Source organism: Mastigocoleus testarum BC008 (genome assembly GCF_001456025.1).
In the GTDB taxonomy this organism is placed as follows: domain Bacteria; phylum Cyanobacteriota; class Cyanobacteriia; order Cyanobacteriales; family Nostocaceae; genus Mastigocoleus; species Mastigocoleus testarum.
This window is the reverse complement of record NZ_LMTZ01000151.1, coordinates 64,462-91,034: the sequence shown is the minus strand read 5'-3', so window position 1 is coordinate 91,034 and position 26,573 is coordinate 64,462. Positions and strand designations below refer to the sequence as shown.

Genomic DNA, 26,573 nt, shown 5'->3' with positions numbered 1-26,573 from the left:
CTGTAGAAATTAATTATTGTCGTAGATAAACGAAGGACGGGTATTGCTATCTTCAACCGGCCAATCTGAATTTTCACCGCCAATGTATACTTCTTCAATGGTGACGTATTCATTTCCTAGTTGGGTAAGAGCGTTAACTAGAACATCAATGGCGATCGCATCGGAAGTTCCCAAATCGAACCAGCAACGTCCCCAAACTCCTTGATATTCAAATTCCCCCATATTATGCATCAGCGCCAGTAGGCTCCTATCATAACCATCTTGGTCATAGTTCATGTAGCTAATTTCTAATCCCGTATCTTGTACCTGGAGATTTTCAGCGTTAAAACCGCCCAACTTACCGAGATAAAACCAAGAATTAAACAGTTCCTCAACAAATTCTGTTTCGCGTCGAGATGGAACAGTACTGAACTTGATCCAAATCCAGATATCAAAGGGGTTAACTTCGCGGAAATATACTTGCATTAATTTTTACTATGCCTGATCGCTAAGAGTTGACAGTTAACAGTTAACGGTTATTAGTGTAAGACATTAAACCACAACTAATGGACTAAAATATCTTGTTTTTTGATTAGTCTGAGAACCGTTTAACCGATCAACCGTCAACCAACCCACTAAGTTTTCAACTTTTAAGTTTTTAATTAAATTTTAAATTCATCTTGCAAGTCTTTCCGCTGTTCTGCGACGTTCCCGAGCAATTTGTTTGACCATGCGCTCTGGAAGCTGATTTTTCTTCTCCAAAGCTTGGTCGAAGAACTTTACTGCTTCTTGCATCATTTCCTGATTCTTTTTACGCTGACCTTGCTCCCGTAAAATTTGAGCTTTCAGATAATACAACTCTGGATTTTCTGATGTGGCTTTTAAAGCACGGTCTACATATCCCAATGCGCGATCATATTTTTTCAAATCCCGATAAGCAATGGCGATTCCCCGATCCACTAAATACTGGGGACCAGCATTCTGTCGCAAACGCTGAATTGCTTGTTCCGGATCGGAAAATGGCAAATTTACAGCCAACATCAAATCCATATATCCCTTAAGTAAATTCAATTCTGGGTCGCGGGGAGATATTGATTCGGCTCGTTCTAAATGTCCATAAACTTGGCGCAATCTTCTCAATGCTTGAGGCGCGCCTTTCACTGTACCATCTTGCAGTAAGATGACCGAGCCTTCCAAAAAATGACCGACAGCAGCATATATGTTACCGCGTAAGGGGTCTTTAGCAATCAAACTTTTGGCTGTTTGCAGGGTTTTCTTGCTGTAGTTTGCTAGTGTGGGAACATCATTGGAAGTGTATGCTAAGGATGCTTTGATTGCGTATCCCAGGGGCTCATCAGGTTCGTCGCGAATTGCTTCTTTGACGTACTTTTGGGCTTGTTTATAATTCCCTTTTTGGAAAATAGCGTTAAATGCAGCTTCTGTTTGATTGCCGATATTACGTGGCTTTTGGGTACGAAATGGGTCTGCACCTAAAGCCGGATTAATCCAAATGTTACTGGCGATTACGGCTGTAATTGCGATTTTGGAGCAAGTAATAGGTTTCACAGATGATAGTATTTGTGAAAAAAATACTTGTGGAAATAATACTTGTGGAAATAATTTTTTCTTGTTCATTTTTGACAGCAGGATAATTAATGTTCCTAAAGTCTTATATATTACTGAATGACAAATTACTGGACGATAAAAAATATTCTCCCGAATGTTGGCGATTTTTTACTTTCTCTTAAGTCTGACTCTTATCGCTCGATTTGGGGTTCCCAAATTATCGCTCGATTTGGGAACCCCAAAGTATAGAACTAGTAGCGCAGCGCAGCGCGGAAGTCATTAATCGAAGGGCGTCGGCGTTAGCCTCTAGTGGGGCGTTAGCACAGCAAGAGTATTTTATTATCTAGCTGTTAGGCTTTGTAAATGGTTGTTTTATTTCCACCGACCTGTACTAAATTTTTGTGTTAGAACTTTTTTATTCTTTCCTGTCTGTTCGCCGTTCTCTGTTCCCTGTTCCCTATTCAAAATCAATAATTTCTAATTAAGTAAATTTATCTGCATAATTAAAAATTCTTGGTAGTAGGGAAAACAATAACTAATTTGAGAAAATATTAGGATGTTTCCCAGTAAATATTTCCCGTTACTAGATGGAGAGTGCTAGTTTAGGTAATGGGCTATGAAATTTTTCGGGATTCGAGAGTTTTCCGTAGTGTAGTTATAAGTAAATCCCTAACTTTTGGTAATCTTAACAAATGCTCCATCTTAGAAAATTAGTTTATCATCCCGCTGCTTCTCCGACACCAATCTTAAAATCTATTAACCTGGATTTACCACCTCAAAAATTGGGTTTAATTATTGGACCGAGTGGTTCTGGTAAAAGTACTTTGTTAGAAATTCTTTCTGGGTTAGCTGAACCCACATCAGGTTCTTCATTTTGGCGAGAGCAAGAACTCAGTACAGAACAACTACAGCAATTGGCTGGCTTAGTATTCCAGTTTCCCGAACGTCATTTTTGTGGAAAAACAGTTTTAGAAGAATTGCGGTTGGGACATCCGGAGTTGGGGTTGGAGCGGGTTAAACTAACATTAAATCAGGTGGGGTTGGGACATTTATCACTATCATCTTCTCCCCATGCGTTGAGTGGAGGTCAACAACGACGCTTGGCTTTGGCTGTGCAACTAATTCGTCAGCCACATTTATTATTATTAGATGAACCAACTGCTGGTTTAGATTGGTCCATGCGCCGACAATTGGTAAGCTTACTGGGTAAACTCAAAAAACATTGGACATTATTGGTTGTAACCCACGATGCTGGCGATTTATTACATATCGCTGATTTTTCCTGGACTTTAAAGCAAGGTGAGTTAACAGCAGTAGATCCTCAGGCGTTACAGAATAGAGTCACAACACCTCAACCCGTGACATAAACAATAAATCATTAACAGTACTTCATTAAGAATTATTAATGAATCAAGAATTACCAGTTAGTTGAAAATTACTAATTAGTTGAGAATTACCAATTAATTAGCTGTAAATAACCCCTAAATTTCAATCATAGGGGTTAAAAAGCAGTTGCATATAAACCGTTCGATGTTCGGTTTAAGAAGGTTAAATGAAAAATTGAAAAAATTAGTGCGTTCTGGGATTTATGATAGATGATAATCTCTCTAACGCTCCCTTGTTGTCGTTTTCTTGTGTATCTAACAAAGATAACGTCCTTTCACACTTTTTCTTTAGCCTCATAGTAGGCTGCGACCTTATACTAAACTAATCCCGCTTGGGGATTGAAATTGGATATGTCGAGTACTTCTACTTCCTCCCTGCGCGAACAACAACATCCCTTGATTCGTCAATTAGCTGATACTATCGAAGCTGTTTGGCATCAGTATCTGGATATTTCTCCTTACCATTTACCGGCTGAATTGGGTTATGTCGAAGGTAAATTGGAAGGTGAAAAGCTGAAAATTGAGAACAAATGCTATCAAGCACCCCAGTTTCGAAAAATGCACATGGAACTGGCTAGGGTTGGCAATATGCTTGATATTTTACATTGTGTAATGTTTCCCCGCCCGGAATACGAATTACCAATGTTTGGCTGCGACTTAATTGGTGGTAGAGGTCAAATTAGTGCTGCTGTAGTAGACCTATCTCCGGTAAATTCAGGACATAGTTTAACACCATCCTATTCTAAAGAACTTTCAATGTTACCTGTCGTTGAATTTTCTCAGCCACGTGCTTTACCAGAATGGGGAGATATTTTTTCGGATTATTGTGTTTTTGTCCGTCCTGCTTCTGGGGAAGAAGAAACAATGTTTCTTTCCCGTGTTAAGTCGTTTTTGGAAATTCACTGTCATCAAGCTGTGAATTCCGACCCCGTACCACCGGAAAAAATGATTCAAATTCTGAGCGGACAGCGTAATTACTGCGCTAAGCAGCAAAAAAATGATAAAACCAGACGTGTTTTAGAAAAAGCTTTCGGTTCTAGTTGGGCTGAACATTATATGAGTACGGTTTTATTTGACCTACCAAAATAATTGTTGGGGAAGAGGGTTAGCATAGAATTTACCGCGCATTCCCCATCTCAAATGTTTAAATTAGATGGGGTTAAGCGGATTTTACTAAACAAAAAATATCTTATTAAATAAAAAAATATCAATTTAACATAACTTACTTAATTCTTTGCTATTCACAAATAGCAGTTAAGCATTTTATCTATAAATTTCTACTTTAGGTGCATAGAAATTAAAACTCTCCGTAGAGGGCTATAACGCCAAATTTAATCTAGTATTTACGGAGAAAATATGTCTGCACCAATTATTAAAAAATTATCCGCACTCAGTTTGGTTGCAACTACTGCAGTATTATCTCAAATAGCCATAAAAAACCCAGTCGAAGCTAAAGTACTTCCAAAAAATATCGAAACTATTCCAAATCAATCTTTAGTTGCTCGTGTCAGACCAGAGCAAATTATAGAAGGTGCTCTCAGTGGAGCAATCGAGCGTTATGTAGAAAGAAAATTAGATTCAGAGCAAGTTAATTTTAATCAAAACTGGGGCAATCAAATTAGCGTTCGCAGCGGAGCTAAAGTAATTAAAGTCAAAAAATGCAAAAAAGTCTTTCGAGGAAAAGTATGTTATTGGGAACCACAAACGAGAGCTACTTATAAAAAAGTAAATCATGGTCTATGGTCAAAGGGTTGGGTTCGTTTTGAGGATAATTTGAATGTTAATTTACGAAACTTTTATTTTTCTGGAAATAAATTACGATTTCAGGCGATAATTTCTGGCTTATTAAGAAATAAAACAGATGTTAGGGCTTATAATCACGGAGTAAAACTTGGAAGTACTCGTGTAAGTGGTCGTGCAAGAATAAAAACTACTGTAAATATAGAAGTCTCTTTTTCAAGAAACGGTCGTAATCTAAGCTGGAGAACGCGTTCAACAGGAGCTAATATTAAACTGCAAGATGTTTACTTTGATCGTGTTTCTAGAATAGGTGGTTATTCTGCTAAAGTTATTGGTGATGCCACACATGGGGCATTCCGTTATTGGTTTACTAAAAAATACAACTCAGTTCGTCGAGATGTAGTACAGTCTGTTGTTCAAGCTGCGGCTCGAGATCAAGAGGTTAAGATCGCATACCCTAAATTAGTTAATTCCAAGAGTATTACAGTCCGTTAGGGAATATTACTGATTTAGAAAATTGTTCACAACAAAAATTTGCTTTAAAATACATTTAAAATTTATATCCTAAGTCGAAAAACTAGTGCAGTACAATGTTCCTGTAATCTAATTTTCTGAAAATTGAATATTGTATTTAAAAATTTAATCTGCACTCAGTTTTAATTTCACTTTTTCTTGAATAAAATCGCAAAACTTTTTGCTACAAACAACTAATCCACTGTGGATATAAAATAGTAAAATTTTTCTAGAAACTAAATCCTAGAAGTGAAATAGCTAAATATTTTAACTACTGCTCTGAATTCCGAGTAGTAGTTTTATATTTAAATATATGCCGTTCGGATTAATCTTGCTTCGTAAGTCTAAACCTGTAAATATTTAAAATTTTGTTCGCGGCTAACCGAATTGGATATTGAAGCTGTCTATACTTTAATCTATTGTTTAATTGACTAGATTAAACCAACTCAATATTAGATTTTTGGTTGTGAGAGAGTGTTGATAATTTAAGTTGGTAATCTGGCTTAATATTTTAATTTGGATGATGTAATTTTAATGTCAATAAACGTAGATGAATTTTAGATATTAGTTAATCAATATGACATTGAAATCTGAAAAAAATACATTCAAATTAAAATATAAATCAGTAATAAATTATTTATGTATGTATTTGATTTACTCATCAAATATCTAGCTAGATGAATGTGATTTTCATTTAACTAAATAATTGATATTGAAGCAGTAAATTTGTAACTCATACTAAATCATTTTGCTGGCTCCAATTAACTTTTTTGCTTTCATCAACACATATCAGACTCATAGATAATAACCATGTCAAGGTTGGGTGAAAGTCCAAGACAGAATGAGGAATCTCTAGGAAAATCCAAGTTGTGGTGGGTCATTGCTTTAACTTTACCCATAGTTGTCGCTGCAGGAATACTTGCTACGGCTAAAGTTGAACAACTCAGAACAATGACCGGCGTATCGGTAACTCCCACTGCACCAGCTACAATTAGTGTTAATGCAATTGGGCGCTTGGAACCTACGGGGAAAGTAATTAAATTATCTGCTCCTTCCTCCGGATTAGAAGCCGTTTCTAGAGTAGATCGAGTTTTAGTTCGAGAAGGACAAAGCATAGAAAAAGGCGAAACCATCGCAATTTTAGATAACCTTTCGACAAATCAAGCAGTATTGTCAGAAGCTAGGGCAAAATTGCAAGAAAGCCGTGCTAATTTAGCAAGTATTAGAACTGTTTCCCCCAGAGACATTGAAGCTCAAATTGCAGTTGTAAATAGGTTAAGAGCCCAATTAGGTGCGGAAAGAAACGCCCAGCAAGCAACTGTGACTCGGCTGCAAGTGGAATTACAAGGGGAAAGATTAGTTCAACAAGCAACAGTAGAGAGACTTGCGGTAGAGCTAGAAGGACAACGTAACGCTTTGACAGCTAGCGTTGCGCGCATCTTAGCAGAGCAACGTAACGCCCAAGTCGAACTGAGACGATATCAAAATTTATATCGGGAAGGAGCTATTTCCCGACAAGACTTTGAACGTACTCGTTTAACTGCAGTTACAGCAACTCAACAATTAGCAGAAACTCGAGCAAATCGCACTCAAATCATCGCTAGTTTGCGACAACAATTAGCCCAAGCTAGAGCAAATCAAGCAAAAACTGTTGCAATAATACGAGAGCAATTAGCAGAAGCCAAGGCTATTCGTGCAAAGACAATAGCAAGCTTGCAAAACCAAATTAATGAAGAAAACGCCAAACTCAATCGAATTCGAGATGTTAGTCCCGTTGATATCCAAGTTGCTCAAGCACAGGTAAATAATGCGATCGCAGCAATGAGAAGAGCGGAAGCAGGTGTGAAATTGAGTTATATTAAAACGCCAATATCTGGAGAGGTTTTGCAAATCAATACCAGACCTGGAGAAAGTATCGGTACGGAAAGTATCGCTGAGGTTGGGAAAACTGACCAAATGACTGCAGTTGCGGAAGTACCGGAAGATAGCATTAATAAAGTTCGTGTCGGTCAAAAAGTAAGTATCAGCAGTGATAATGGCTCTTTCAATGGACAGCTACAGGGAAGAGTTACGGAAATAGGAAGAAAAGTAGGTAAAAGAGACGTTTTGAGTACAGATCCTGCTGCAGATGTTGATGCAAGAGTTGTAGAAGTGAAAATTGCTTTGTCTGAAAATGACAGTAAGAAAGTCGCTGGTTTAACCAATTCCAAAGTTGTTGTCGAAATATTTATTTGATTTGGTAATTGGTAATTGGTAATTGGTAATTGGTAATCCCTCATTACTTCTTACTCATTACTTCTTACTCATTACTTTTTACTCCTTATTCATCATTCCCAATGCTCAAAAAAATACCCCTCGCTTGGTTACAGTTAACGCGAGAAAAAACTCGTTTGGCGATCGCATTAGCAGGAATTGCTTTTGCAGATATTTTGATGTTTATGCAGTTGGGTTTTCGAGATTCACTGTATTACAGCAATGTTCGTTTTCACCAAAGCTTGCAGGGAGATATTGTTTTAGTTAGCCGTCAATCTACTGCTTTATTAGCAATGAAGAGCTTTTCTCAAAGACGGTTATATAAAGCCTTAGACCTACAGCAGGTTCAATCGGTACATCCAATATATCTAGACTACACCAGCTGGAAAAATCCTGTTAATGGGGTTCCACGTAACTTATTAGTGATTGGATTTAATCCCGAATCTAAAATTTTAAATTTGACGGGTATTAATCAAACTAATTTGAATAATCTGAAACAGCCTGATGTTGTTTTATTCGATAAAACTTCCAGACAGGAATATGGTCCAATTGCTCGAGAATTTGAGAAGGGAAAAACTGTTAAAGCTGAAGTTAGAAGAAGATTGGTTAGGGTTGCTGGTTTATTTACTTTAGGTGCTTCTTTTGGTGCTGATGGAAATCTTATTACTAGCGATGTAAATTTTTTGCGAATATTCAATTCTCGACAACGGGGATTAATTCAAATTGGTTTAATTAAATTAAAACCTGGTGTAGATTCTAATTTTGTCGCACGTACTTTAAAAGGTTATCTAAAGGATGATATCAGAGTATTTACAAAGCAAGAATTTATTGATTTTGAACGAAATTATTGGGCAACTAATACAGCAATTGGATTTATTTTTTCCTTAGGGACTGTGATGGGATTCATTGTTGGAACTGTCATTGTTTACCAGATTCTTTATACTGAAGTCGCAGACCATTTAGCAGAATATGCAACTTTAAAGGCAATAGGTTATACGCAAAAATATCTATTAACTGTAATTCTTCAAGAGGCGCTGATTTTGGCTTTAATAGGTTATTTGCCCGGAATTGCTTCGGCTTTATTTCTATATCAACAAGCAAGAGCAGCGACTTTATTACCTATCTTTATGACCTTATCTCGTGCTTTTGGAGTACTAGTAATAACTATTTTAATGTGCTTTACTTCTGGTGTAATTGCAGTACGTAAGTTACGTTATGCTGACCCGGCAGATATTTTTTAATTGACAGTTATCAGTTAACAGTTTATGGCTGACGCCACGCCCTTACGGGCTACAGTTAATAGTTAACAGTGAAAAGTTATCGGTGAATAATACTGTGATTATTAATAATACTGCCTTGCGTAAAACATGCACAAGGTTGATTGGTCTTATATAAATCTACTTAATACCTGATAACAGATGTCTCTAGCCCGTAAGGGCTTGGCGTTAGCCATAAACTGTTAGTAAAGCGTGCGCGGTAACTGTAAGTATTGCGCATTAACTGTAGCCCGTAAGGGCGTGGCGCAAGCCATAAACTCTAGCCCGTAAGGGCGTGGCGTCAGCCATAAACTGATATTTAGGCAAAATGTTAAATCCAAACAGTAAAGTATTTGAAGATATCAAACAATAATATTCATACTTTGATTTGGGTCAATCGTAAGTATTAATCTCTGACTTTTATATTCTTTCAGGTATTATGGAAAGACAACCAGTAGTAACTATAAAAAATCTCAATCACTACTATGGTAAGGGAGCTTTAAAAAGACAGATTTTACATGATATTAATTTAGAAATTTACCCCGGTGAAATTGTCATTATGACTGGACCTTCTGGGTCTGGAAAAACAACTTTATTAAGTTTAATTGGTGGTTTGCGTTCCGTACAAGAAGGTAGTCTCACTTTTCTAGAAGAAGAATTATATCGAGCAAGTCAGAAAAAGCTAGTTAGTCTTCGCCAAAAAATCGGTTATATTTTTCAAGCCCACAACCTATTGGGTTTTTTAACTGCTAGACAAAATGTTCAAATGGCGGTGGAAATAAAGCAGTCTGTTTCTCAATACCATGCTGTAAATAGATCTATTACCATGCTGCAAGCAGTTGGTTTAGGTAATTACATTAATTATTATCCTGAAAATCTTTCTGGTGGACAAAAACAAAGGATTGCGATCGCACGCGCTCTGGTTAATAACCCACCAATGGTGTTAGCTGATGAACCAACAGCAGCTTTGGATAAACAGTCGGGACGGGATGTAGTGGAATTAATGCAACGTCTTGCAAAGGAACAGGGAACTTCGATTTTGCTGGTAACCCACGATAATCGAATTTTAGATATAGCTGATCGAATTGTGGAAATGGAAGATGGTATTTTATTAGGTGACAATCACAATGTTGCTGTCAATAATTAATGCAAATTAATTAATGCACATTTAATATCATTTGATTGACTATAATTTCAAAAATTTTCAAACAACAATGTTTAAGGTAGTGAATTCTAAATTTATGATTTTAATACTAAATATTGAGCCTAAATCACCAGCTGGTAAACTTATTAACTAGTTAAAGTCATCAACTAGCAAATTAATATTAGTTAGTAGATGCAGGGAAAATTATTTTACCAGGTAACTCCCGATTTTTTACCATTATTTTGATTTTGAGGAACCGTTCCACCAGAACGACTCGTACGAAAACTAACGTTAACACCTTCATTGGACTGTTGTAAAACTAGTAAAGGCGTGGGTTTTGCTTTTTGATCCCAGTGCATATGAGCAATTCGCCCTTGAATAGTAGGCTGCCAAGTATCATCATCTTCAATGGGACTAAGATATTTTTCAATGCAAGCAATAATCTGACTGATTGTTGCCGAAGTTGTTTGAGTTGGTAATTTCATTAACCGAATTTGAATGCGAAATAGTACCCGTTTTTCAGTTTTGAATCCAGTTTCATATTCAACATCAAAAGTTTGATCTACAGGTCGTCCAGTTGTGCTAGCAATTCCGACAATTCCTTGCTGGGCTTGGCTCGGACGTAATGCTTGAGAAATTTGATCTTTAACTTTAATTTTAATTTGATTAAGAATCGCAAAATTAAATACTTCTTCTGACATCCGCATTCGTAAATAATCCAAATTGAAATCCCGAGAGTTAATTAAATCGGGATTAGTTTCCATTTTGCGGATGGTTTCAAGAGCTAGTTTAAACTTTTTTTCTATTTCTTTACTTCGGAATTTTTCAAACTTCAGCTGTTTCTGAAGTTTATTCATGTGAATTTTACCGTAAATAATTAAAATAATTACCAATACAGCTAGCCCTGCAGAAGTCACCACAAAAAATGGTGGACCTTGTTGGTTATGATTATTAGTTAAAATTGCCTGTGTGATTTTGCTTGAAGGCTTACTATTACTAGATTTCAGAGTTTGGGCTAAATATGTAGATGTTGGCATGATTGGTAAATAAATAACTGCAATCCTGCTTCTTAGGATGCCCAAATCAGCTACTATATATTTATTTTGTTAAATCAGTTTACAGTGAACAGTTAATGCGCTGTCGCGCACGCTTCGCTAACAGTTATCAGTGAACAGTTATCAGTGAACATGTTACTTTCATCTAACCATGAGTGTTTTGAGAAAATTTCCCTTGTCGCAACGGACGTTGATGGAACTTTAACTAGAGAAGGAAAATTTACAACGGCTTTACTACAAGCATTGGAAAATTTAGCTGTTCAAGGTATCAAAGTTCTAATTTTAACGGGACGTAGTGCTGGTTTTGTACATGCATTGGTGAGTTATTTACCTATAGTTGGTGCTGTTGCAGAAAATGGAGGTTTATTTTATCCTGGCGATAGTGAAGATATAATCCAATTAAATACAATCAGTGATTATAACGAGCATCGTCAAGCTTTAGCTGCAGCTTTTAGCAAATTACAAACCCGATTTCCCCGCATAAAAGAGTCTAGCGACAATCGCTTCCGATTGACTGACTGGGCTTTTTATGGTCCAGATTTAACCACAAAAGAATTAACAACTTTGGATAATCTTTGTCAGGATATGGGTTGGGGATTTACCTACAGTGCTGTTCAGTGTCATATCAAACCTCTAGGTCAAGAAAAAGCTAAAGCATTATTACAAGTACTCAAACAATACTTTCCTGAATATCAGATAGAACAAGTTGTTACGGTGGGTGATAGTCCGAATGATGAAAGTTTATTCAATCAGGCTGTTTTTCCCGTGTCTGTTGGTGTAGCAAATGTATTAGAGTATTCAAAAGAATTGAAATATCAACCCGCTTATGTAACCTCAGCTTATGAAGGTGAAGGTTTCTGTGAGCTAGCAGAACTATTGTTGAAGGTTTCGCAAAATTGATTTTCCTTAAGTCACTGACGTAATAAGGAGGAAAATTACTTCAAAGTCCCCCTTAAAAAGCAATACGGTTCAGTTAAGCATGTTCGTAGGTTGGGTTAAGCGACAGCGAACCCAACAAAAGCTGATTATTGTTGGGTTATGTCCTACGGACACGCTTTGCTAAGCTCCGTCAACCCAACCTACTTCAATCTTGAGATTTAGCCGATTCTGAACTGTATTGCCTTAAAAAGAGGATTTAGGAGGATCTAAAAGTTTTGCCTGCAAATAGTAACTTGGGTCAATACAATTGGTTTTTAGAGAGATTACAGAAGGTAATACTACATGCTCTGTAATCTTTCTACATGTCTAAAATATAACGGTTTTCATGTGAAATGTAGCGGTTTTTAGTAGAGTGCATGACAGACGTTGCATGCAACGTCTCTACAGAATGGCAATATAAAAATGTATTTGATTCAAATGGAAACCGCTATAGTTACTCGATTGGTTGTAACCCGCCTGAATTATCTAAGTTACCAGAATTACCAGAATTACCAGGATTCGCTGAATTACTTGGATTACCTGAACTACTTGGATTGCTTGAGTTGCCTGAATTACCAGAATCCGAGGGTAATATAAGTTCAGATCCTGGAACTATTTTCAGAATTCCTTCAACTTCTGATACTGCTTGTTGGGCTCCTTGTTGTCCCACAACATTTTGCAAGATTGATTCTGAAAGCTTAAACAGAGGTTGTGCTTTCTGACCATTCCCCATACTCTGATACAGTTGCGCCAAATTATAAAGGGTGGTACCAACTATAGGATCGTTTTTACCCAGGGTACTCTGGTAAATATCCAACGCTTGTTTGTATAGGGGCTCCGCTTTCTGAAAATTTCCGATAATGTGATACAGTTTTGCCAAATTATTCAAGCTATTGGCTACTGGAGTAGTTTTCTTCCCTAGTGCTTTCTCAAGTATTCCCACTACATTCTCTGCTAAGGGAATAGCACTGTTGTATTTACGTTGATTGTACAATTGAATAACTTGTTGGTTCAGCTGTTTTGCCTTGTCTACCTCTGCTAACTGTTCTGGCGACCGCTGGCGCTGAATCTGACGCTGAACATTGGGTAAAATCTCGGGCTTTATTTGGGGCTTAATCTGGATTTGTCCTTGAGCCTTCCCAGGAATGCTTGCCAAAAAACCAGTTGCTATAATTGCTGTGGCGAACAAAGAAGTCCATCTGGTGTTATTTCTTGTTTGATATGTTTTTGTTTGGTATTTTTTAGTTTGATTGTTTGAGTTATTTAAACCTAAAAGCATATATTTATTCTCCCTGACCTATAGTTAGTTGTATTAACTGGTTGCAAATACAGAAATAAAGCAGATTCACCAAACTAGCAGCTTTATGTTTATAAAGCTCATAAACAAAAATCCAATTTTCCCTTTGCAAACTAGGCTAAAGTTTTGATCGCTAGGAATCCTGAGGACTTTATGTTTATTTGCTTGACTTGGGTTGGAGAAATGCTATTTCAGCAATTTCCTGAACCTGAGATGATTGCAGAACCTGCTGAATACAAACAATGCTCAACAGCAGCAATCGCCTACCTTAACTTCTATCTTTGTTTAAGGCTAATATCGCTACTTTTATGCAGCATTTCGTATAATTTTTACAAAACTTTTGATCGATTATTCGTAATATTGATTTTTAATATTTAACTGCAAATATATTTCATTTTTTACTTTGCCAAAAGACTTTTTTCTCAACTAAATAATTTGACTAATTTTTGTTACGACGTAAATAATTAACATTAAAAATTGAATAATTGATTGCTACAAGCGCCAATGTTTGATACAATTTGAGGAATTTAGTTAAGAAAAGCCAAGCCTCAAAGCGTTCCCCCGTTGGCTTGGCAGTATTTAATCCTTGAAACTTCAAGCATACTTGGAGCGATGCATATGATTCTATATTCCTTTAGATAGATATTTATACAAAAGTATATAGCTATACAAGGAATTAAATGATTTTGTGCTAGCTTTCTGTACTAGCTTTTCAACTTAAAATTAAAGCCCTTAGCATGCGCTGCTGAGGGCTTTAGTTTTGTGACTGATTTTGCTCAAAATTCTTTGATTTTCCACTTTTTGTCGCGACTATATAGGATTAACAAGCAAATATTTATAGTTCAGGTTACTTCAAGTATATATACATAAGTATATTTTTTTATCGAGAAAATTTTTATTTGATAAAGACTTATACAAATACGCTCAGATGGTTTTGCTTTGGTATTAATATTCCAAAAAGAAAAAATAGTTTTATCTCGCTGAACGCAACAGCTAAATGCAAGGGTGCGTTCTGGTGACGATTTGTTAGTGGGTGGTGAAGATGGAGATAGTCTGTCTGTATGCAGGAAGTGGTGAAGACATAGCTGTGGGTGAGTCTGGGAATGATTTTATTCGTGGTGGGAGAGATAATGACCAAGTTATTGGGGATAGTGGTGATGATTCTGTGTTTGGTGATGGTGGTGATGATTTAGTTTTAGGTGGTTTGGGGGATGATGAGGTTTTTGGCGGTACTGGAGATGATACTTTGTTAGGAACGACAACTACTTCTCTGACTCCAGGAAGGGGAGAGTAGGGAAAAACCTGGACAAAACTGCCAGCCCTTGCCACGAGCGGGGTCGGGTTAGTTTGTACTATTAGATTACTCATGCTACAGCCCCCGCTCGTGGCAGCCCCAACCAACAATTTATCGGCTAAAACATATAACTGATAAGGGCTGGCAGTTTTGTCTATATTTTATGTAGCAGTTTGATGTTTTAAATGGTGATTCTGGTGAAGGAGGAAAGGATACCTTTATTTTGGGAGGAAGAAGTGCAGGTGAGACGGGAACGGTTTACTATAACGACGGTGATACAAAAAGTGCTGGAATTGCTGATTATGCGCTAATCACCGATTTTGAAAGTAACGGTAATGATACAATTCAACTTTTTGGTTCTTCAAGTGATTACTCCCTTGGTGTCGCTCCAGGGGAACTACCCTTTGGAACGGGTATATTTTTCAATGATGGTGCGACCCCAGAGTTGATTGGATTGATTACCGATATTTCACCGGATACTTTAAATTTGGATGACTCTAGTCAATTTATTTTTGTCTAATTAGAAATTGGAATTAGAAATTAGAGTAATATTTGCGATCGTCCAATGTCTAACGTAAATATCTAGAGTAAGTATATGTACTGAAAACTTATACTTGTGCGATCGCAGATCGTTTTTACTCGGCAATGATATTTTAGGGTGTGTTGAGGAGATTTTATAAACACAAAATATTGCAAATAATTGATTACGCTGTCGCTAACACGCCCTGGGTTTTTGAATTATCAATGCTTATTTAATTTAAAAATGGACGATACTGGACTCGAACCAGTGACATCCTGCTTGTAAGGCAGGCGCTCTACCAACTGAGCTAATCGTCCTTAATATGTGTTGCGGTTTGCTGTGCTTTGCGTTTTGCCGCTCACAAGAAATAAATATAGCACATTCTACGAATTACGCTATAGTATTTTTGAAATTTTTTTTATTTTTTTTGATACCAGAGCACTAAAAAACGCTCAAGTCTTTGAGATAACAGGAATTCAGGGATTTAAAAAATCTTTCGATTAACAGTCTGCTAACTTATCTAAACTCTGCTAAATCACTTAAAACTCAATTTATAATGCCCTCAGGTCAAACGCACGATCGCATTACTATCTGGGCTTTGCCTTTTATTACCGGGATTGCTCTGTGGCAAACTCGCAGTGGTAACTTAACTTTATTAGTTGCGGGGGGATTTTTATTTGGGGGACTTATGTTTGGTCCCGATTTGGATATTTATTCTTGTCAGTATAAGCGCTGGGGTTGGTTTCGTTTTATTTGGTTACCCTATCAAAAAAGCTTGCGCCATCGTTCGTTTTTGTCCCATGGACCGATTATTGGCACAACTTTAAGGGTACTTTACCTGTGTACTCTCTTAGGAATTGCGATCGCAATCTGTTTGGTAGTTGCTGAATTCCTTGGTTTAATAGCATTTACATGGGAAGAACTAGGTAGTCAAGTTCAGCAATCGTTTCTTGTTTATGTGATCGAATTTTGGTCGCTGTTTCTAGGAATGGAACTTGGTGCGATGAGTCATTCCGTTAGTGACTGGACAAATTCAGCATATAAACGTTTTCGCAAGCAGGGTGTTCGTGGTTTGCTGCCCCGTGGGAAAATGAAGAAACGTAAAGCTAACAGTTCTACTACCCGTCGGAGGAAGTTAAAACCAAAACCAAAGCGCACTAGATCTTCAATTAATAAAACTAAATCTTCTAGATCTTCACTCAATAAAAATATCAGCAATAAAAATTCTAAAAAATGATGGTACGGCGCTACGTGTAAGTCAGGAGTCAGGAGTCAGGACAGACCGCGCTTACAGCGAGCAGGAGTCAGGAGTCAGAATTGTGCGCGGTAGCGCACCGCTTTGCTAACAGAAGTCAGAAGTTAAATAATCTTAGCTTTAACGCCGTAAGCCCCACGTCCTACCCGTAGGGAGGCGTGGGATATAAGGCGGATAAAAACGGTGCATCCTTTAAGTAAATCAATCATCGATTGATAGCCGCGAAAGGATAGCGCCGTTTTTATCTATCTCTTCTTGGGGCAACGAATCAATCCAGTCTTCTATTAAAGACGTAATACTTTTTTCTTTGATTGCTGCATATAATTGCAGCTTATTTTTTCTGCGTTTACTTATCCGGATATGTAATGGTATTTTTGGCATCGTTACAACACAATCGCAACACATTAATGTTAGTCTTTTTGTAGGTCGAAAGCAAGAGGAATTTAACAATGAAAACGTCTTACCAATACAAAATAAAGCCAACTAAAGAGCAAAAAGAAAAAATTGATAGAACACTTGAAATGTTGCGCTATCAATATAATTACTTGCTTGCTCAGCGGTTTAATTGGTACGAGCAAAATAGATGTTCAATTGATAGATGTTCTCTTGTTTGTCATTTACCAGAACTAAAAGACCAGCCAAATTACTACAATCAAAAAGCTTCCTTAACTCAGTTGAAAAAAGATAGACCTTGGTACAAAGACATCCATTCTGGTGTACTGCAAGGCATGACTAAACGAGTTGAGCTAGCTTTTGATAGGTGGCTTGGTGGAGATTGTAATGGTAAAAAATCTGGTAGACCTAGATTTAAAGGTGCGGGACAATATAAAACTTTTACTTATCCGCAATTCAAAATGCATTGGTTTGTTGATAATAAAATTCAGCTTTCCAAGATAGGTGAAGTAAAAGTAATCGTTCATCGACCATTTCCAGATGGCTTTATTATCAAAACAGTTTCTGTTACCAAAAAAGCAGACGGTTATTATGTAACTTTAAGTCTTGATGATAAAACTATCCCGACCATGAAACCTGATTTTAACCCTGAAAAAATAGCAGGTATTGATGTAGGATTAATTGATTTTTTGGTTGCTTCTGATTCCGAACGAATCAAAGCTCCTAAATATTTACGTAAAGCTGAGCGTAAGTTAAAGAGCGCTCAAAGACGAGTATCCCGCAGAAAGAAAGGTTCTAATCGACGCAAGAAAGCAATCAAAAAGCTGGGTAGACAGCACAAAAAAGTTGCTGATACCCGGAAAGATTTTCACTTTAAAACCGCTAAGACACTGCTTGATAAACACGATGTTATAGCGGTTGAGAAGTTGAATATAAAAGGACTTGCTAAAACTAGACTTGCTAAAAGTATCCATGATGCAGGATGGGGACAATTTATCAAAATACTAGAAAACAAAGCCGCAAATGCTGGTTTGCTAGTAATTCCCGTCAAGCCGAATGGGACAAGCCAAGAATGTTCTAGTTGTGGTCACAAAGTCAAAAAGTCGTTATCTCAGAGAATGCATAACTGTCCAGTTTGTCATGCGAGTTTGTGCAGAGACCTGAATGCAGCGATAAATATAAAAAATAGGGCGGTGGGGCATCCCGTTCTTAAAGCTCAGTTAATGTCGTCAAAGACGAGTCGCTGAGAAGCCCACACTGTAAACTAGTTTACAGTGTGGGAGTATGTCACCTCTTAAGGCAAAATCAGTGATGTGATATCAAATCATTCGTAAACACTAGAAAAAAATTTATGGCAGTTTTTTATCTTTTATAGTTATGAAATCAGAACAAAATAATAAGAACGCTGAAACTCTGACAGCACTGCAAGAGTTAATTGAGGTGGTAGCAAAATTACGAGATCCGGATGGGGGTTGTCCTTGGGATTTGGTACAAACACCCCAAAGCCTAACTCAATATGTGATTGAGGAGGCTTATGAGGTGGTAGATGCAATTAAAAGCGAAGATAAAAGTCATATTGCTGAAGAATTAGGCGACTTGCTGTTGCAGGTTGTTTTACAAGCCCAAATTTTTCAAGAGTATGGGGATTTTTCTCTGAAGGAAGTAGTTGAAGGGATTTCTCAAAAGTTAATTCGTCGTCATCCTCATGTTTTTGGCGATGTGTCGGTGCAAAATGCGGATGAGGTAAATCAAAACTGGGAGCAAATCAAAGCTGCGGAGAAAGGTGAAACACCCAGTAATAATCAATTGACTGAAAAACTTAGCGGTTACACTCGCAAACTTCCACCTTTAACGGCGACAATGAAAATTTCCCGAAAGGCTGCTGCTGCAGGTTTTGAGTGGGAAGATATTGATGGGGTTTGGGAAAAATTCCACGAAGAATTACAGGAGTTTGAGCAAGCTTTAGCTTCAGAAACTCCAGAAAGACAGGAAGCTGAGTTAGGAGATTTGTTGTTTACGATTGTGCAAATCGCAAGATGGAAAAATCTCGATCCTAGTGAAGCTTTGCAAGGTACAAATCGGCGTTTTATTCGCCGACTCAAAATTATGGAGTCTGTCGCCGATCGCCCCCTGTCTGATTACAGTTTGCCTGACTTGGAAATTTTGTGGCAAAAAGCAAAGGCTATTTTGAGCAGTTAACAGTTTATGGCTTGCGCCACGCCGTTACAGGCTACAGTTAATGCGCAATACTTACAGTACGCCCTTAGCCTGCGGCGTCGGCAAAGCCTCTGACTAACGTCACGCTCCGCTAACCGCTAGACCGCACACGCTTTGCTAACAGTCATTGCCATATAGAAAAGGAATCTTGAATACCATGACTGTTGATGGAAGTTATATTATGCTATATTAAAAATCAGCACGATACGTGAAACCATAATAGAAACACGCATCGTCAGCGATGAGTATATTCTTATTTTAAGGATTTTACAATCATCGCGACAGTTAGCAGCGAACGAAAAACAGTTATGATTTTGATCGCTCATAACTTATAAATATTCTTGTGTACTATATTTTGAAGTTTTTCCGCCTATGAGCGTTTAAATTTTCAAAATCGCAAGATAAAGCCCCGCTGCTGTGAGAACAACGGGGCGGTTTAACTATGAACACCATCAGTGTATCACATTAAAACTATTTCGTGATATACAACTTTAGGCTTAAATAAACAGCGTAATAAAGCAAAAGTTACTCATGTGTGCGATATCCTATAGGTTTATCGCCTGATATTTGCTTTTTTCGGTAATAACCACCTAGTTTTGATTGATGGATTTTGATTGATAGACTGGGTGGATTTTGATTGGTATAGCATTCGAGCTTGCTGTTAAAGGATATTTTTACCGCCTCCTAAATCCCTTATTAGCGGATCCGTAGATAGCGCAGCATGATATCAGCGATATCTCGGGGACTTTGATAAGCAAATACCAGCCAATTACCAATTACCAATTACCAATTACCAATTACCCATTACCCATTACCGCAACAACAACACAACAATCAAACCAACTAAAAACAGCAAACGATAGATCGCCCAACCCTGTCGGAAAAAGTTTTGTACAAATGACCAAAAATTAATTTGGTAGATTTTCAGGTATTTGTGAATTTTGAATTTCTACAATTTTATTTGCAGCGTATTCTTGGAAAGCTTTATCACATATTGTGCTGGCAAGTTTTGAAACTTGAGCTAGGGAAGATATAGCTGCATCTTGTCTCCCTAAGTTTAGTTGAACATCAGCGATAAATTGTAAGTTACGACTTTGACTATAGATATCACTGATTTGAAGGTACAGGGTGTGTGCTTGTTGCAGATATTCGAGCGATCGCTGTGGATTTGATTCTAATTTACCAAATTCTTGCAAAATATTTGCTTCACCCAACTTTGCCCCAATTTGGCGGTAATATTCTAAAGCATCTTGATAATGGTTTAATGCTTCCTCACGTCGGTCGAGGAATTGTAAAACATCGCCGATGGCTTTTAAGGTATTTGCTTCACCCAACTTTGCCCCAATTTGGCGGTAATATTCTAAAGCATCTTGATAATAGTTTAATGCTTCCTCACGTTGGTCAAGTAATTGTAAAACATCGCCATAAGTTTTAACTGTATCAATAAAAGGTATGACTTCTTCATCTGTTTCTGGACGCCATTGTTTTAATAAGAGTTCGTAGATATCCAAACGTATGGCACCATAACCCTTAAATTGCAGCACAGAATCACAATTACTGTAGCGGTCTTCAGGATTAGTTTGTTGTTGAATTATGTTAAAAGCTGGTAAATAGTGCCCAATTTCACAGTTATGATAGAAAATCTGCAGGTATTCCGTGACTGCATCAATTTCATCTGTCGATTCTAACTGTGGTTTACGGCGTTGCTCGTAATAGATAATTGCTTGTTGATGGGCTGTTTTCTTCTCTTCATCTGAAATTTTTTGTTGTAAACTGTTGATTATTACGTTTACCTATTTTGATATTTTGCTTCCAACCTTGATTATTACCAATTATTAAAGTTGAAATATCATTTTTTAAGCACCAGTTAATTACTCTACGACTGGCTGTGTGCAAGTAATTATTAACTCTGTTATCACGTTTGTAATTCAGTTCCTTGATTTGTCTCCAAGCCTCTTTAGACTGAGATGCAGCAAGTTTTTTATTGAAGAATTGATTGATGCTTTTCAACAGCAAAAGAATAAGCTTGACTAAAACTAGTCCAAATTTTATGTGTAAAATCTTTTAAACTTAAGTAAAACTTTCCGATTAAAGCTGATTTACCAAAACCACCTGTAGAAGTAACACCAATTAGCTTTTTCTCACCAGAATCGACCAATTGCTGTAATTGGTCAAGTTCATTTTCCCTTCCCTGCCAATTAGTGAGATCGGGAAGGTTATTATCGATGATAGTACTAACTGCATTTACTTTATCAGGTGCCGAATCTGACGACTTTAGTCAAGGTTGTTGGTAATAATTATTGTTGATGGTATTGTTACCAGTGTAATTTGTCCCACCTTGATTAGTAACTTCATTCTTAGTTTGATAGCCAGTATTATTTTGACCATCAATATTCATTACCATCTGGCTATTATCTTGTAATTTACCAGCATTAATTTCCTGGGCGATCGCTTCTAACTCAGCCTTAAACTCGGGGTCATCATCCATCACATCCTGTAAATAAACCCCCAAACGGTTTAATTCTTGACTGATATTCTCCCCAGAACCTTTTTCTATCGCCGTCATCGCAGCTTCTGCATTTTTCTTACCCCGTAACTTATTCCAGATTTTTTCCCGGAGTTTATCAATTTTTTCCCAAGCAGATTCAGTAAACTTCTGTGCTAATTTACCCGCTCCACCCTCAATAAACTTAGTAAAAGCCAGAGTTGCGATCGCAGTTGCAGTTAAAGTCGTTACAGGTTCCGTCATAATTATAAATTCTTATATAGTCTAGGTTTTTAAGTAGTGATTAGTTGCATTAGCTTCAGACACAGTGAACCACGAAAAATATTACTTATAATTTAGCGAATCAAGCAGATTAAACTTGATATTTGATGTTAACTTCGCCGTCAGGTTAAAAAATTTCGGAAATGTACGCAAAAATAAAAATTCAAATAAAAATTCAAAAGTTAAAAGTCATTAGCCTAGCGTGTCCGTAGGATATAAATCAAAAGTAAGAATTTATCGAAATCAATTCCCAATCCCCAGTCCCTAATCCCCAATCCCCATATACCGCAAGGCGGCGGGCGGCACGCAGTGCTATCGCTAATCCCCCCAAGATCATCTAAACTCAAGGTGAGATAGATTGTTTGCACTTTTGATATGTCCTCGACAACAGATTCCTTGCCACCCGCACTTGCTAAAATAGTCAAACGCTTTCAACGCGTTTCTGACAATAAGCGACGCTACGAACAATTAATCTACTATGGTCAACGGCTATCTGAGTTTCCCCAATCTGATAAAGTTGCAGAAAATAAGGTTCCTGGTTGTGTTTCTCAGGTGTATGTGACGGCGAGTTCAGATGAAGGTAAGGTATTTTATCAGGGCGACTCCGATTCTCAATTAACTAAGGGTTTGCTTGGATTGTTAATTGAGGGGTTAAATGGATCCACAGCAAATGAAATTGTTCAATTAACGCCCGATTTTATTAAAGAAACAGGTTTAAATGCGAGCTTGACCCCTTCTCGCGCTAATGGTTTTTATAATATTTTCAAAACCATGCAGAAAAAAGCTTTAGAATCTCAAGCAACAGATAATAATTGATTCTAAAAAGTCGCATTTATCAACAGTAAATTTTATTAGCTATGACGGGTTGGTTTATGGTCAAGCTCCTGTAAAGACGTGACACGTCACGTCTCTACAAATCAACCCCTACCTTGTCGCGTTTCTACGAATTAACTCTTCCCAATCCCTAGTCGCTAATCCCCAATCCCCAATCATGACCAACCTCGCATCAACCCCAACCAAAATTGGTGGTGTAGTCAAAGAATTTCTCTGGAACTGGGAACAACAACAAATCCGAGTCGTTTATGAATGCTTGGGTGAAGGTTCCCCTGTGTTATTACTTCCGGCTTTTAGTACTGTTTCCATGCGTTCGGAAATGGCGGATATTGCAAAGTTATTATCTCCCCATTTTCAAACAGTAGCGGTTGATTTTCCCGGTTTTGGAGATTCCGAGCGCCCATCAGTTGATTACAAACCGGCTTTATATCAAAAATTTTTACAAGATTTTGTCAGTTCTGTATTTGATACTCCCGTAGCAGTTGTTGCTGCAGGTCACAGTGCTGCTTACGTATTGCAACTCCAGAAAGACCAAAATGTTTTTTCCCGGATTGTTTTAGTTGCTCCAACTTGGCGCGGTCCCTTACCTACCATGGGTGCGGGTGAATCTGTCGCAGGAGCAGTGAAAAATTTGGTGCGATCGCCAATCCTCGGTCAATTCCTATATAAACTTAACACCGCACCTGGATTTTTAAGTTTTATGTACCGCCGCCATGTTTATACTGATACAACTAAACTGACATCGGATTTTATTGAGTATAAATGGCGTAATACTCAACAACCTGGAGGTAGATTTGCTCCTGCAGCTTTTGTGACCGGTAATCTTGATGCGGTGGAAAACCGAGATAATTTCCTCAATCTAGCGAAAAGTATATCAATACCTCTGATGGTAATCATAGGTGAATCTTCTCCGCCATCATCTCGGGCTGAAATGGATGCTTTAGCAGCATTACCAGGAGTAGAATCCATTAAACTTGCAGGTACTTTAGGAATGCATGAAGAATACCCAAGAGAAGTATTTGAGGCGATTTCACCTTTTTTGAGTTGAGTTTTATTGGAGAAGATAGCAGTCAGGAGTTAGGAATCATAATATTAAATAACTTGCACTTCTGACTCAATTACCGCCTTGGAATAAATTCCCAGGCTAATAAGAAAAGTCTGATAAATCAGACTATGAAGGGTTTGCAGTGCATTTTAACGTATTTGCTCTATGAACTTTGACTGCTCATCCGGCGTAGCCACCCCGCAGGGTAGCGACGACACAAAGCGTGTTGAAATTTAGTTCAAGGTGGAATTTTAGATTTAACGAATAACTTTTTATAAATAACTTTTGGTGGATTTCATTTTTTATAGAAGCGCTATTATAAACTTTCAAGATTATGTTTTTTAGATACGCGATATGGCGAATATGGAATAAGATAATTTTCCTATTCTAATTCCCAATCGCCAGTCGCCAGTCACTAATCCCCAATCCCTAATTAAAATAACTATGACTTTAGAAACTATGAATACAGTACCCGTAACCGTGCTAACTGGTTATTTAGGTGCAGGTAAAACCACACTTCTCAATCACATTCTCACTTACGAGCACGGTAAAAAAGTTGCAGTGATCGTAAATGAGTTTGGTGAAGTTGGTATTGATAATAAATTAGTTATTGATGCCGATGAAGAAATATTTGAAATGAATAATGGCTGTATTTGTTGCACAGTCAGGGGCGACTTAATTCGTATCATTGGTAACTTGATGAAACGTCGCGACAAATTCGATCATTTGGTGATTGAAACCACCGGATTAGCTGACCCCGCACCAGTAATTCAAACCTTCTTTGTTGATGAAGATATGAAGGAAACACTGGAACTTGACGCAGTAGTTACCGTAGTGGACACTAAGCATATTTGGCAACATTGGGATGCAGATGAAGCCCAAGAACAAATCGCCTTTGCTGATGTAATTTTGCTCAACAAAACCGATTTAGTCACTTCAGAGCAGTTAGAAGAATTAGAACAGCGAATCCGATCTATGAATGCGATGGCGAAAATCTACCGTACCCGTAATTCTGAGGTAGAAATGGATGCACTGTTAGGAGTTAAAGCCTTTGATTTGGATCGGGCTTTAGAAATCGATCCAGAATTTTTGGGAGAAGATGCTCACGAACATGATGAAAGCGTTTATTCCTTAGCTTTAGTCGAAGAAGGGGAATTGGACGGTGATAAATTAAATCAGTGGTTGGGAACTTTATTACAAACTAAAGGTCCAGATATCTTCCGGATGAAAGGAATTTTAAATATTGCTGGGGAAGATAACCGCTTTGTATTCCAAGGAGTACATATGATATTTGACGGTAAACCAGACCGTCAATGGAAAGAAGGAGAAAAACGTCAAAGTGAACTAGTTTTCATTGGACGCAATTTGGACGAAGCGAACCTTCAAGAAAATTTCAAAGCTTGTATGGTTTAGGGATTGGGTAATGAGTAATGAGTAATAAGTAATAAGTAATAAGTAATAAGTAATAAGGAATGTGGATTAAATAAATTAAAAAAGTAGGGTGCTGTTAGCATCGCGTAACGCACCATTCCAGATTTCAGAATTACAGGTTATTAAATTCTCATTCCTAAGTAATAAGTAATAAGTAGTAAATTCCCAATTCCAAATCCCTAATCCCAAATCACCACCCAAATGAACTCTTCCACCCTAAAGTCACAAGAATTCAAACCACATTTTTCTGATACCCTATCGGATTATATTACCGATCTAGCTTGGTCGCCGGACGGTGAAACTTTAGCTGTAACGACTTCCAACGGCGAAGTTTCATTATGGCGCGATCGAGAACTGGAACACTTACAGATTGAATACTTACAAATTGGAAATGGAGAATCCGTAGATTGTCTTGCATTTTCCCATGACGGACAATTTTTAGCGGTTGGAGGACAGGATGGAAGAGTTAAGGTTTGGCGAAATAATCAATTAATTGCAACTTTAGAAAATGCTCCTTTATGGATTGATCGCTTATCCTGGAGTCCAGTTAATAACCATTTGGCTTTTGGATTGGGACGATATTTACAGGTATGGAACCCCGAAACAGGACAAATTTTAGCAAAATTGAATTTTGCAAACTCTTCAGTATTAGGTATTGACTGGTCATGTGATGGTAAATATATTGCAGCTTCAGGTCACCGGGGAATAAAGGTTTGGGATTATCAAAATCCGAAAGAAGAACCATATATTTTTGATATTCCATCTGCCACAATTGCTATGGGTTGGTCTCCAGATGGTAAATATATTGCTTCTTGCAATATGGGTAATACCTTGACCGTAGTAGAAGCAAAATTATTATTATCTCGTCAAGATCCCGATCCTTGGGTAATGCGCGGTTTTCCAGGAAAAGTTCGTGAATTGACATGGTCGGAAGCTACAACCAAAACAGGTGCACCGATATTAGCAACTGTCAGCATGGATGGAATTATTGTCTGGGAAAAATCAGCAGATGAGTCCACTGGTTGGGAATCTAGAGTATTAACCAATCATATAGATATAGTTCGTACCGTTAGTTTTGCACCCCAAAGTTTTCTCCTCGCTTCTGCGGGTGCGGATGGTTGGTTATGTTTATGGGAAGAAGCTCAGCAAGTGTCCCAATTACTAACAGGTGTTTCCAGTGGCTTTTCATGTATCGCTTGGCACCCAGGAGCTACGCACATTGCTGCAGGTACGGAAACGGGAGAATTACGGGTCTGGAAAAAAGAAACAACTCAATAAAAACTGAACTACTGGTAAATATTAATATCAAAATATCCGTAAAAATCTTGATTTAGGACAAATCAAAAGCTAGCTAGAATATCCTCAATATTCATATAATAAAAGATAATAAACCCTGAATGTATCCTAATAATAGTATTACCTACTTAAAATTAGAACGCCTCAAAAGAACTAAATCTCTGCACAGTATGACCTTATCAAAAGATAACTGTAGCGATTTGAAATTTGTGGATAAACAATCTTACATTTTTGGTCAAATGTTAAGTATGTTTTATTTTTGGAGATTTTTTCTGCGTCAATCTAAAAGACTTTTAGTCAGGTATCAAATAGAGAATCAAGAGTTACGCAAACGTCTTAGGGAATCTGAAAAGCAAAAAGAAGAATTAGAGCAGTAAATTCACAATTTGCTAAATTTGAAACAACAAAAACAAAT

Annotated in this window: 26 protein-coding genes and 1 tRNA gene; 18 read left to right on the top strand and 9 right to left on the bottom strand. The window is 37.5% G+C overall.

From position 1 onward, the window contains the following. Window positions 1-9 precede the first annotated feature (9 nt). The gene (locus BC008_RS40675) at window positions 10-465 is read right to left on the bottom strand and encodes a DUF3531 family protein (protein ID WP_027845042.1); all 456 of its coding nucleotides are present in this window, start codon (window positions 463-465) and stop codon (window positions 10-12) included. A gap of 189 nt (window positions 466-654) precedes the next feature. Beyond that, a complete protein-coding gene (locus BC008_RS40670; RefSeq protein ID WP_058184618.1) occupies window positions 655-1,614 on the bottom strand; it encodes a Sll0314/Alr1548 family TPR repeat-containing protein in 960 nt (319 codons plus the stop codon). A gap of 623 nt (window positions 1,615-2,237) precedes the next feature. Between BC008_RS40670 and BC008_RS40665 the strand changes: the two genes are divergently transcribed. From BC008_RS40665 to BC008_RS40640, 6 genes are all read left to right on the top strand, one after another. Further along, entirely contained in the window at window positions 2,238-2,912 is a 675-nt protein-coding gene (locus BC008_RS40665) for an ABC transporter ATP-binding protein (RefSeq protein WP_058184616.1), read from the top strand. Window positions 2,913-3,281: 369 nt separating this feature from the next. Then, on the top strand, window positions 3,282-4,019 hold the full coding sequence (locus tag BC008_RS40660; RefSeq protein ID WP_027845040.1) for a phycocyanobilin:ferredoxin oxidoreductase: 738 nt from the start codon (window positions 3,282-3,284) through the stop codon (window positions 4,017-4,019). Window positions 4,020-4,286: 267 nt separating this feature from the next. Further along, window positions 4,287-5,165, top strand: coding sequence for a hypothetical protein (locus BC008_RS40655; RefSeq protein ID WP_027845039.1), 879 nt, complete (start codon window positions 4,287-4,289; stop codon window positions 5,163-5,165). Window positions 5,166-5,993: 828 nt separating this feature from the next. Beyond that, entirely contained in the window at window positions 5,994-7,418 is a 1,425-nt protein-coding gene (locus BC008_RS40650; RefSeq protein WP_027845038.1) for an HlyD family efflux transporter periplasmic adaptor subunit, read from the top strand. A gap of 101 nt (window positions 7,419-7,519) precedes the next feature. Further along, a complete protein-coding gene (gene devC / locus BC008_RS40645; protein ID WP_027845037.1) occupies window positions 7,520-8,677 on the top strand; it encodes an ABC transporter permease DevC in 1,158 nt (385 codons plus the stop codon). A gap of 454 nt (window positions 8,678-9,131) precedes the next feature. Beyond that, on the top strand, window positions 9,132-9,839 hold the full coding sequence (locus BC008_RS40640) for a DevA family ABC transporter ATP-binding protein (RefSeq protein WP_027845036.1): 708 nt from the start codon (window positions 9,132-9,134) through the stop codon (window positions 9,837-9,839). 206 nt (window positions 9,840-10,045) lie between these two features. Here the strand turns inward: BC008_RS40640 and BC008_RS40635 are convergent, their stop codons facing one another. After that, window positions 10,046-10,873, bottom strand: a complete 828-nt coding sequence (locus tag BC008_RS40635; protein ID WP_027845035.1) for a hypothetical protein — start codon at window positions 10,871-10,873, stop codon at window positions 10,046-10,048. Window positions 10,874-11,023: 150 nt separating this feature from the next. Here BC008_RS40635 and BC008_RS40630 point away from each other — a divergent pair, with 150 nt between their 5' ends. Next, a complete protein-coding gene (locus BC008_RS40630) occupies window positions 11,024-11,791 on the top strand; it encodes an HAD-IIB family hydrolase (RefSeq protein WP_153009745.1) in 768 nt (255 codons plus the stop codon). A gap of 472 nt (window positions 11,792-12,263) precedes the next feature. On the opposite strand, the gene BC008_RS40625 is transcribed toward BC008_RS40630, so the two are convergent. Next, a complete protein-coding gene (locus BC008_RS40625) occupies window positions 12,264-13,088 on the bottom strand; it encodes a tetratricopeptide repeat protein (RefSeq protein ID WP_027846933.1) in 825 nt (274 codons plus the stop codon). Between the two features lie 1,060 nt (window positions 13,089-14,148). On the opposite strand from BC008_RS40625, the gene BC008_RS40620 reads away from it, so the two are divergent. Together BC008_RS40620 and BC008_RS40615 are read left to right on the top strand one after the other, a co-directional pair. Continuing rightward, window positions 14,149-14,400: a calcium-binding protein gene (locus tag BC008_RS40620; protein WP_058184614.1), complete on the top strand. Its 252-nt coding sequence runs from the start codon at window positions 14,149-14,151 to the stop codon at window positions 14,398-14,400. Window positions 14,401-14,623: 223 nt separating this feature from the next. Beyond that, window positions 14,624-14,920, top strand: coding sequence for a hypothetical protein (locus BC008_RS40615; protein ID WP_027847010.1), 297 nt, complete (start codon window positions 14,624-14,626; stop codon window positions 14,918-14,920). Between the two features lie 244 nt (window positions 14,921-15,164). Here the strand turns inward: BC008_RS40615 and BC008_RS40610 are convergent. Beyond that, window positions 15,165-15,237 (bottom strand) — tRNA-Val (locus BC008_RS40610). Between the two features lie 239 nt (window positions 15,238-15,476). On the opposite strand from BC008_RS40610, the gene BC008_RS40605 reads away from it, so the two are divergent. The 4 genes from BC008_RS40605 (at window position 15,477) to BC008_RS50945 (ending at window position 19,697) form a co-directional block, all read left to right on the top strand. Next, window positions 15,477-16,157: a metal-binding protein gene (locus BC008_RS40605; protein ID WP_072207816.1), complete on the top strand. Its 681-nt coding sequence runs from the start codon at window positions 15,477-15,479 to the stop codon at window positions 16,155-16,157. A gap of 467 nt (window positions 16,158-16,624) precedes the next feature. Then, window positions 16,625-17,815 (top strand): RNA-guided endonuclease InsQ/TnpB family protein, encoded by a 1,191-nt coding sequence (locus BC008_RS40600; RefSeq protein WP_027846891.1) that lies wholly within the window; start codon window positions 16,625-16,627, stop codon window positions 17,813-17,815. Window positions 17,816-17,945: 130 nt separating this feature from the next. Beyond that, window positions 17,946-18,767: a nucleoside triphosphate pyrophosphohydrolase gene (gene mazG / locus BC008_RS40595; protein WP_027846890.1), complete on the top strand. Its 822-nt coding sequence runs from the start codon at window positions 17,946-17,948 to the stop codon at window positions 18,765-18,767. A gap of 765 nt (window positions 18,768-19,532) precedes the next feature. Further along, complete coding sequence (locus BC008_RS50945; RefSeq protein WP_201026227.1) at window positions 19,533-19,697, top strand: hypothetical protein; 165 nt, start codon at window positions 19,533-19,535, stop codon at window positions 19,695-19,697. Here the strand turns inward: BC008_RS50945 and BC008_RS40590 are convergent. From BC008_RS40590 to BC008_RS40580, 4 genes are all read right to left on the bottom strand, one after another. Continuing rightward, window positions 19,694-20,329 carry a tetratricopeptide repeat protein gene (locus BC008_RS40590; RefSeq protein ID WP_027846465.1) on the bottom strand — a complete coding sequence of 212 codons (636 nt, stop codon included), beginning with the start codon at window positions 20,327-20,329 and terminating at the stop codon, window positions 19,694-19,696. The genes BC008_RS50945 and BC008_RS40590 overlap by 4 nt on opposite strands. A gap of 205 nt (window positions 20,330-20,534) precedes the next feature. Continuing rightward, the gene (locus BC008_RS40585) at window positions 20,535-20,795 is read right to left on the bottom strand and encodes a transposase (RefSeq protein ID WP_058184612.1); all 261 of its coding nucleotides are present in this window, start codon (window positions 20,793-20,795) and stop codon (window positions 20,535-20,537) included. After that, window positions 20,767-20,943 carry a hypothetical protein gene (locus BC008_RS50080; RefSeq protein ID WP_161938219.1) on the bottom strand — a complete coding sequence of 59 codons (177 nt, stop codon included), beginning with the start codon at window positions 20,941-20,943 and terminating at the stop codon, window positions 20,767-20,769. Before BC008_RS50080 ends, BC008_RS40585 begins: the two co-directional genes overlap by 29 nt. Window positions 20,944-21,063: 120 nt before the next feature. Next, window positions 21,064-21,534, bottom strand: coding sequence for a hypothetical protein (locus BC008_RS40580; RefSeq protein WP_027846467.1), 471 nt, complete (start codon window positions 21,532-21,534; stop codon window positions 21,064-21,066). A gap of 393 nt (window positions 21,535-21,927) precedes the next feature. Between BC008_RS40580 and BC008_RS40575 the strand changes: the two genes are divergently transcribed. From BC008_RS40575 to BC008_RS40555, 5 genes are all read left to right on the top strand, one after another. Next, on the top strand, window positions 21,928-22,368 hold the full coding sequence (locus BC008_RS40575; protein WP_027846468.1) for a SufE family protein: 441 nt from the start codon (window positions 21,928-21,930) through the stop codon (window positions 22,366-22,368). Between the two features lie 172 nt (window positions 22,369-22,540). Then, window positions 22,541-23,434: an alpha/beta fold hydrolase gene (locus tag BC008_RS40570; protein WP_027846469.1), complete on the top strand. Its 894-nt coding sequence runs from the start codon at window positions 22,541-22,543 to the stop codon at window positions 23,432-23,434. Between the two features lie 441 nt (window positions 23,435-23,875). Next, window positions 23,876-24,844 (top strand): CobW family GTP-binding protein, encoded by a 969-nt coding sequence (locus BC008_RS40565; protein ID WP_027846470.1) that lies wholly within the window; start codon window positions 23,876-23,878, stop codon window positions 24,842-24,844. A gap of 219 nt (window positions 24,845-25,063) precedes the next feature. Further along, window positions 25,064-26,140: a WD40 repeat domain-containing protein gene (locus BC008_RS40560; RefSeq protein WP_027846624.1), complete on the top strand. Its 1,077-nt coding sequence runs from the start codon at window positions 25,064-25,066 to the stop codon at window positions 26,138-26,140. A 119-nt stretch (window positions 26,141-26,259) separates the two neighbouring features. After that, entirely contained in the window at window positions 26,260-26,535 is a 276-nt protein-coding gene (locus BC008_RS40555) for a hypothetical protein (RefSeq protein WP_058184611.1), read from the top strand. Window positions 26,536-26,573: the final 38 nt, after the last annotated feature.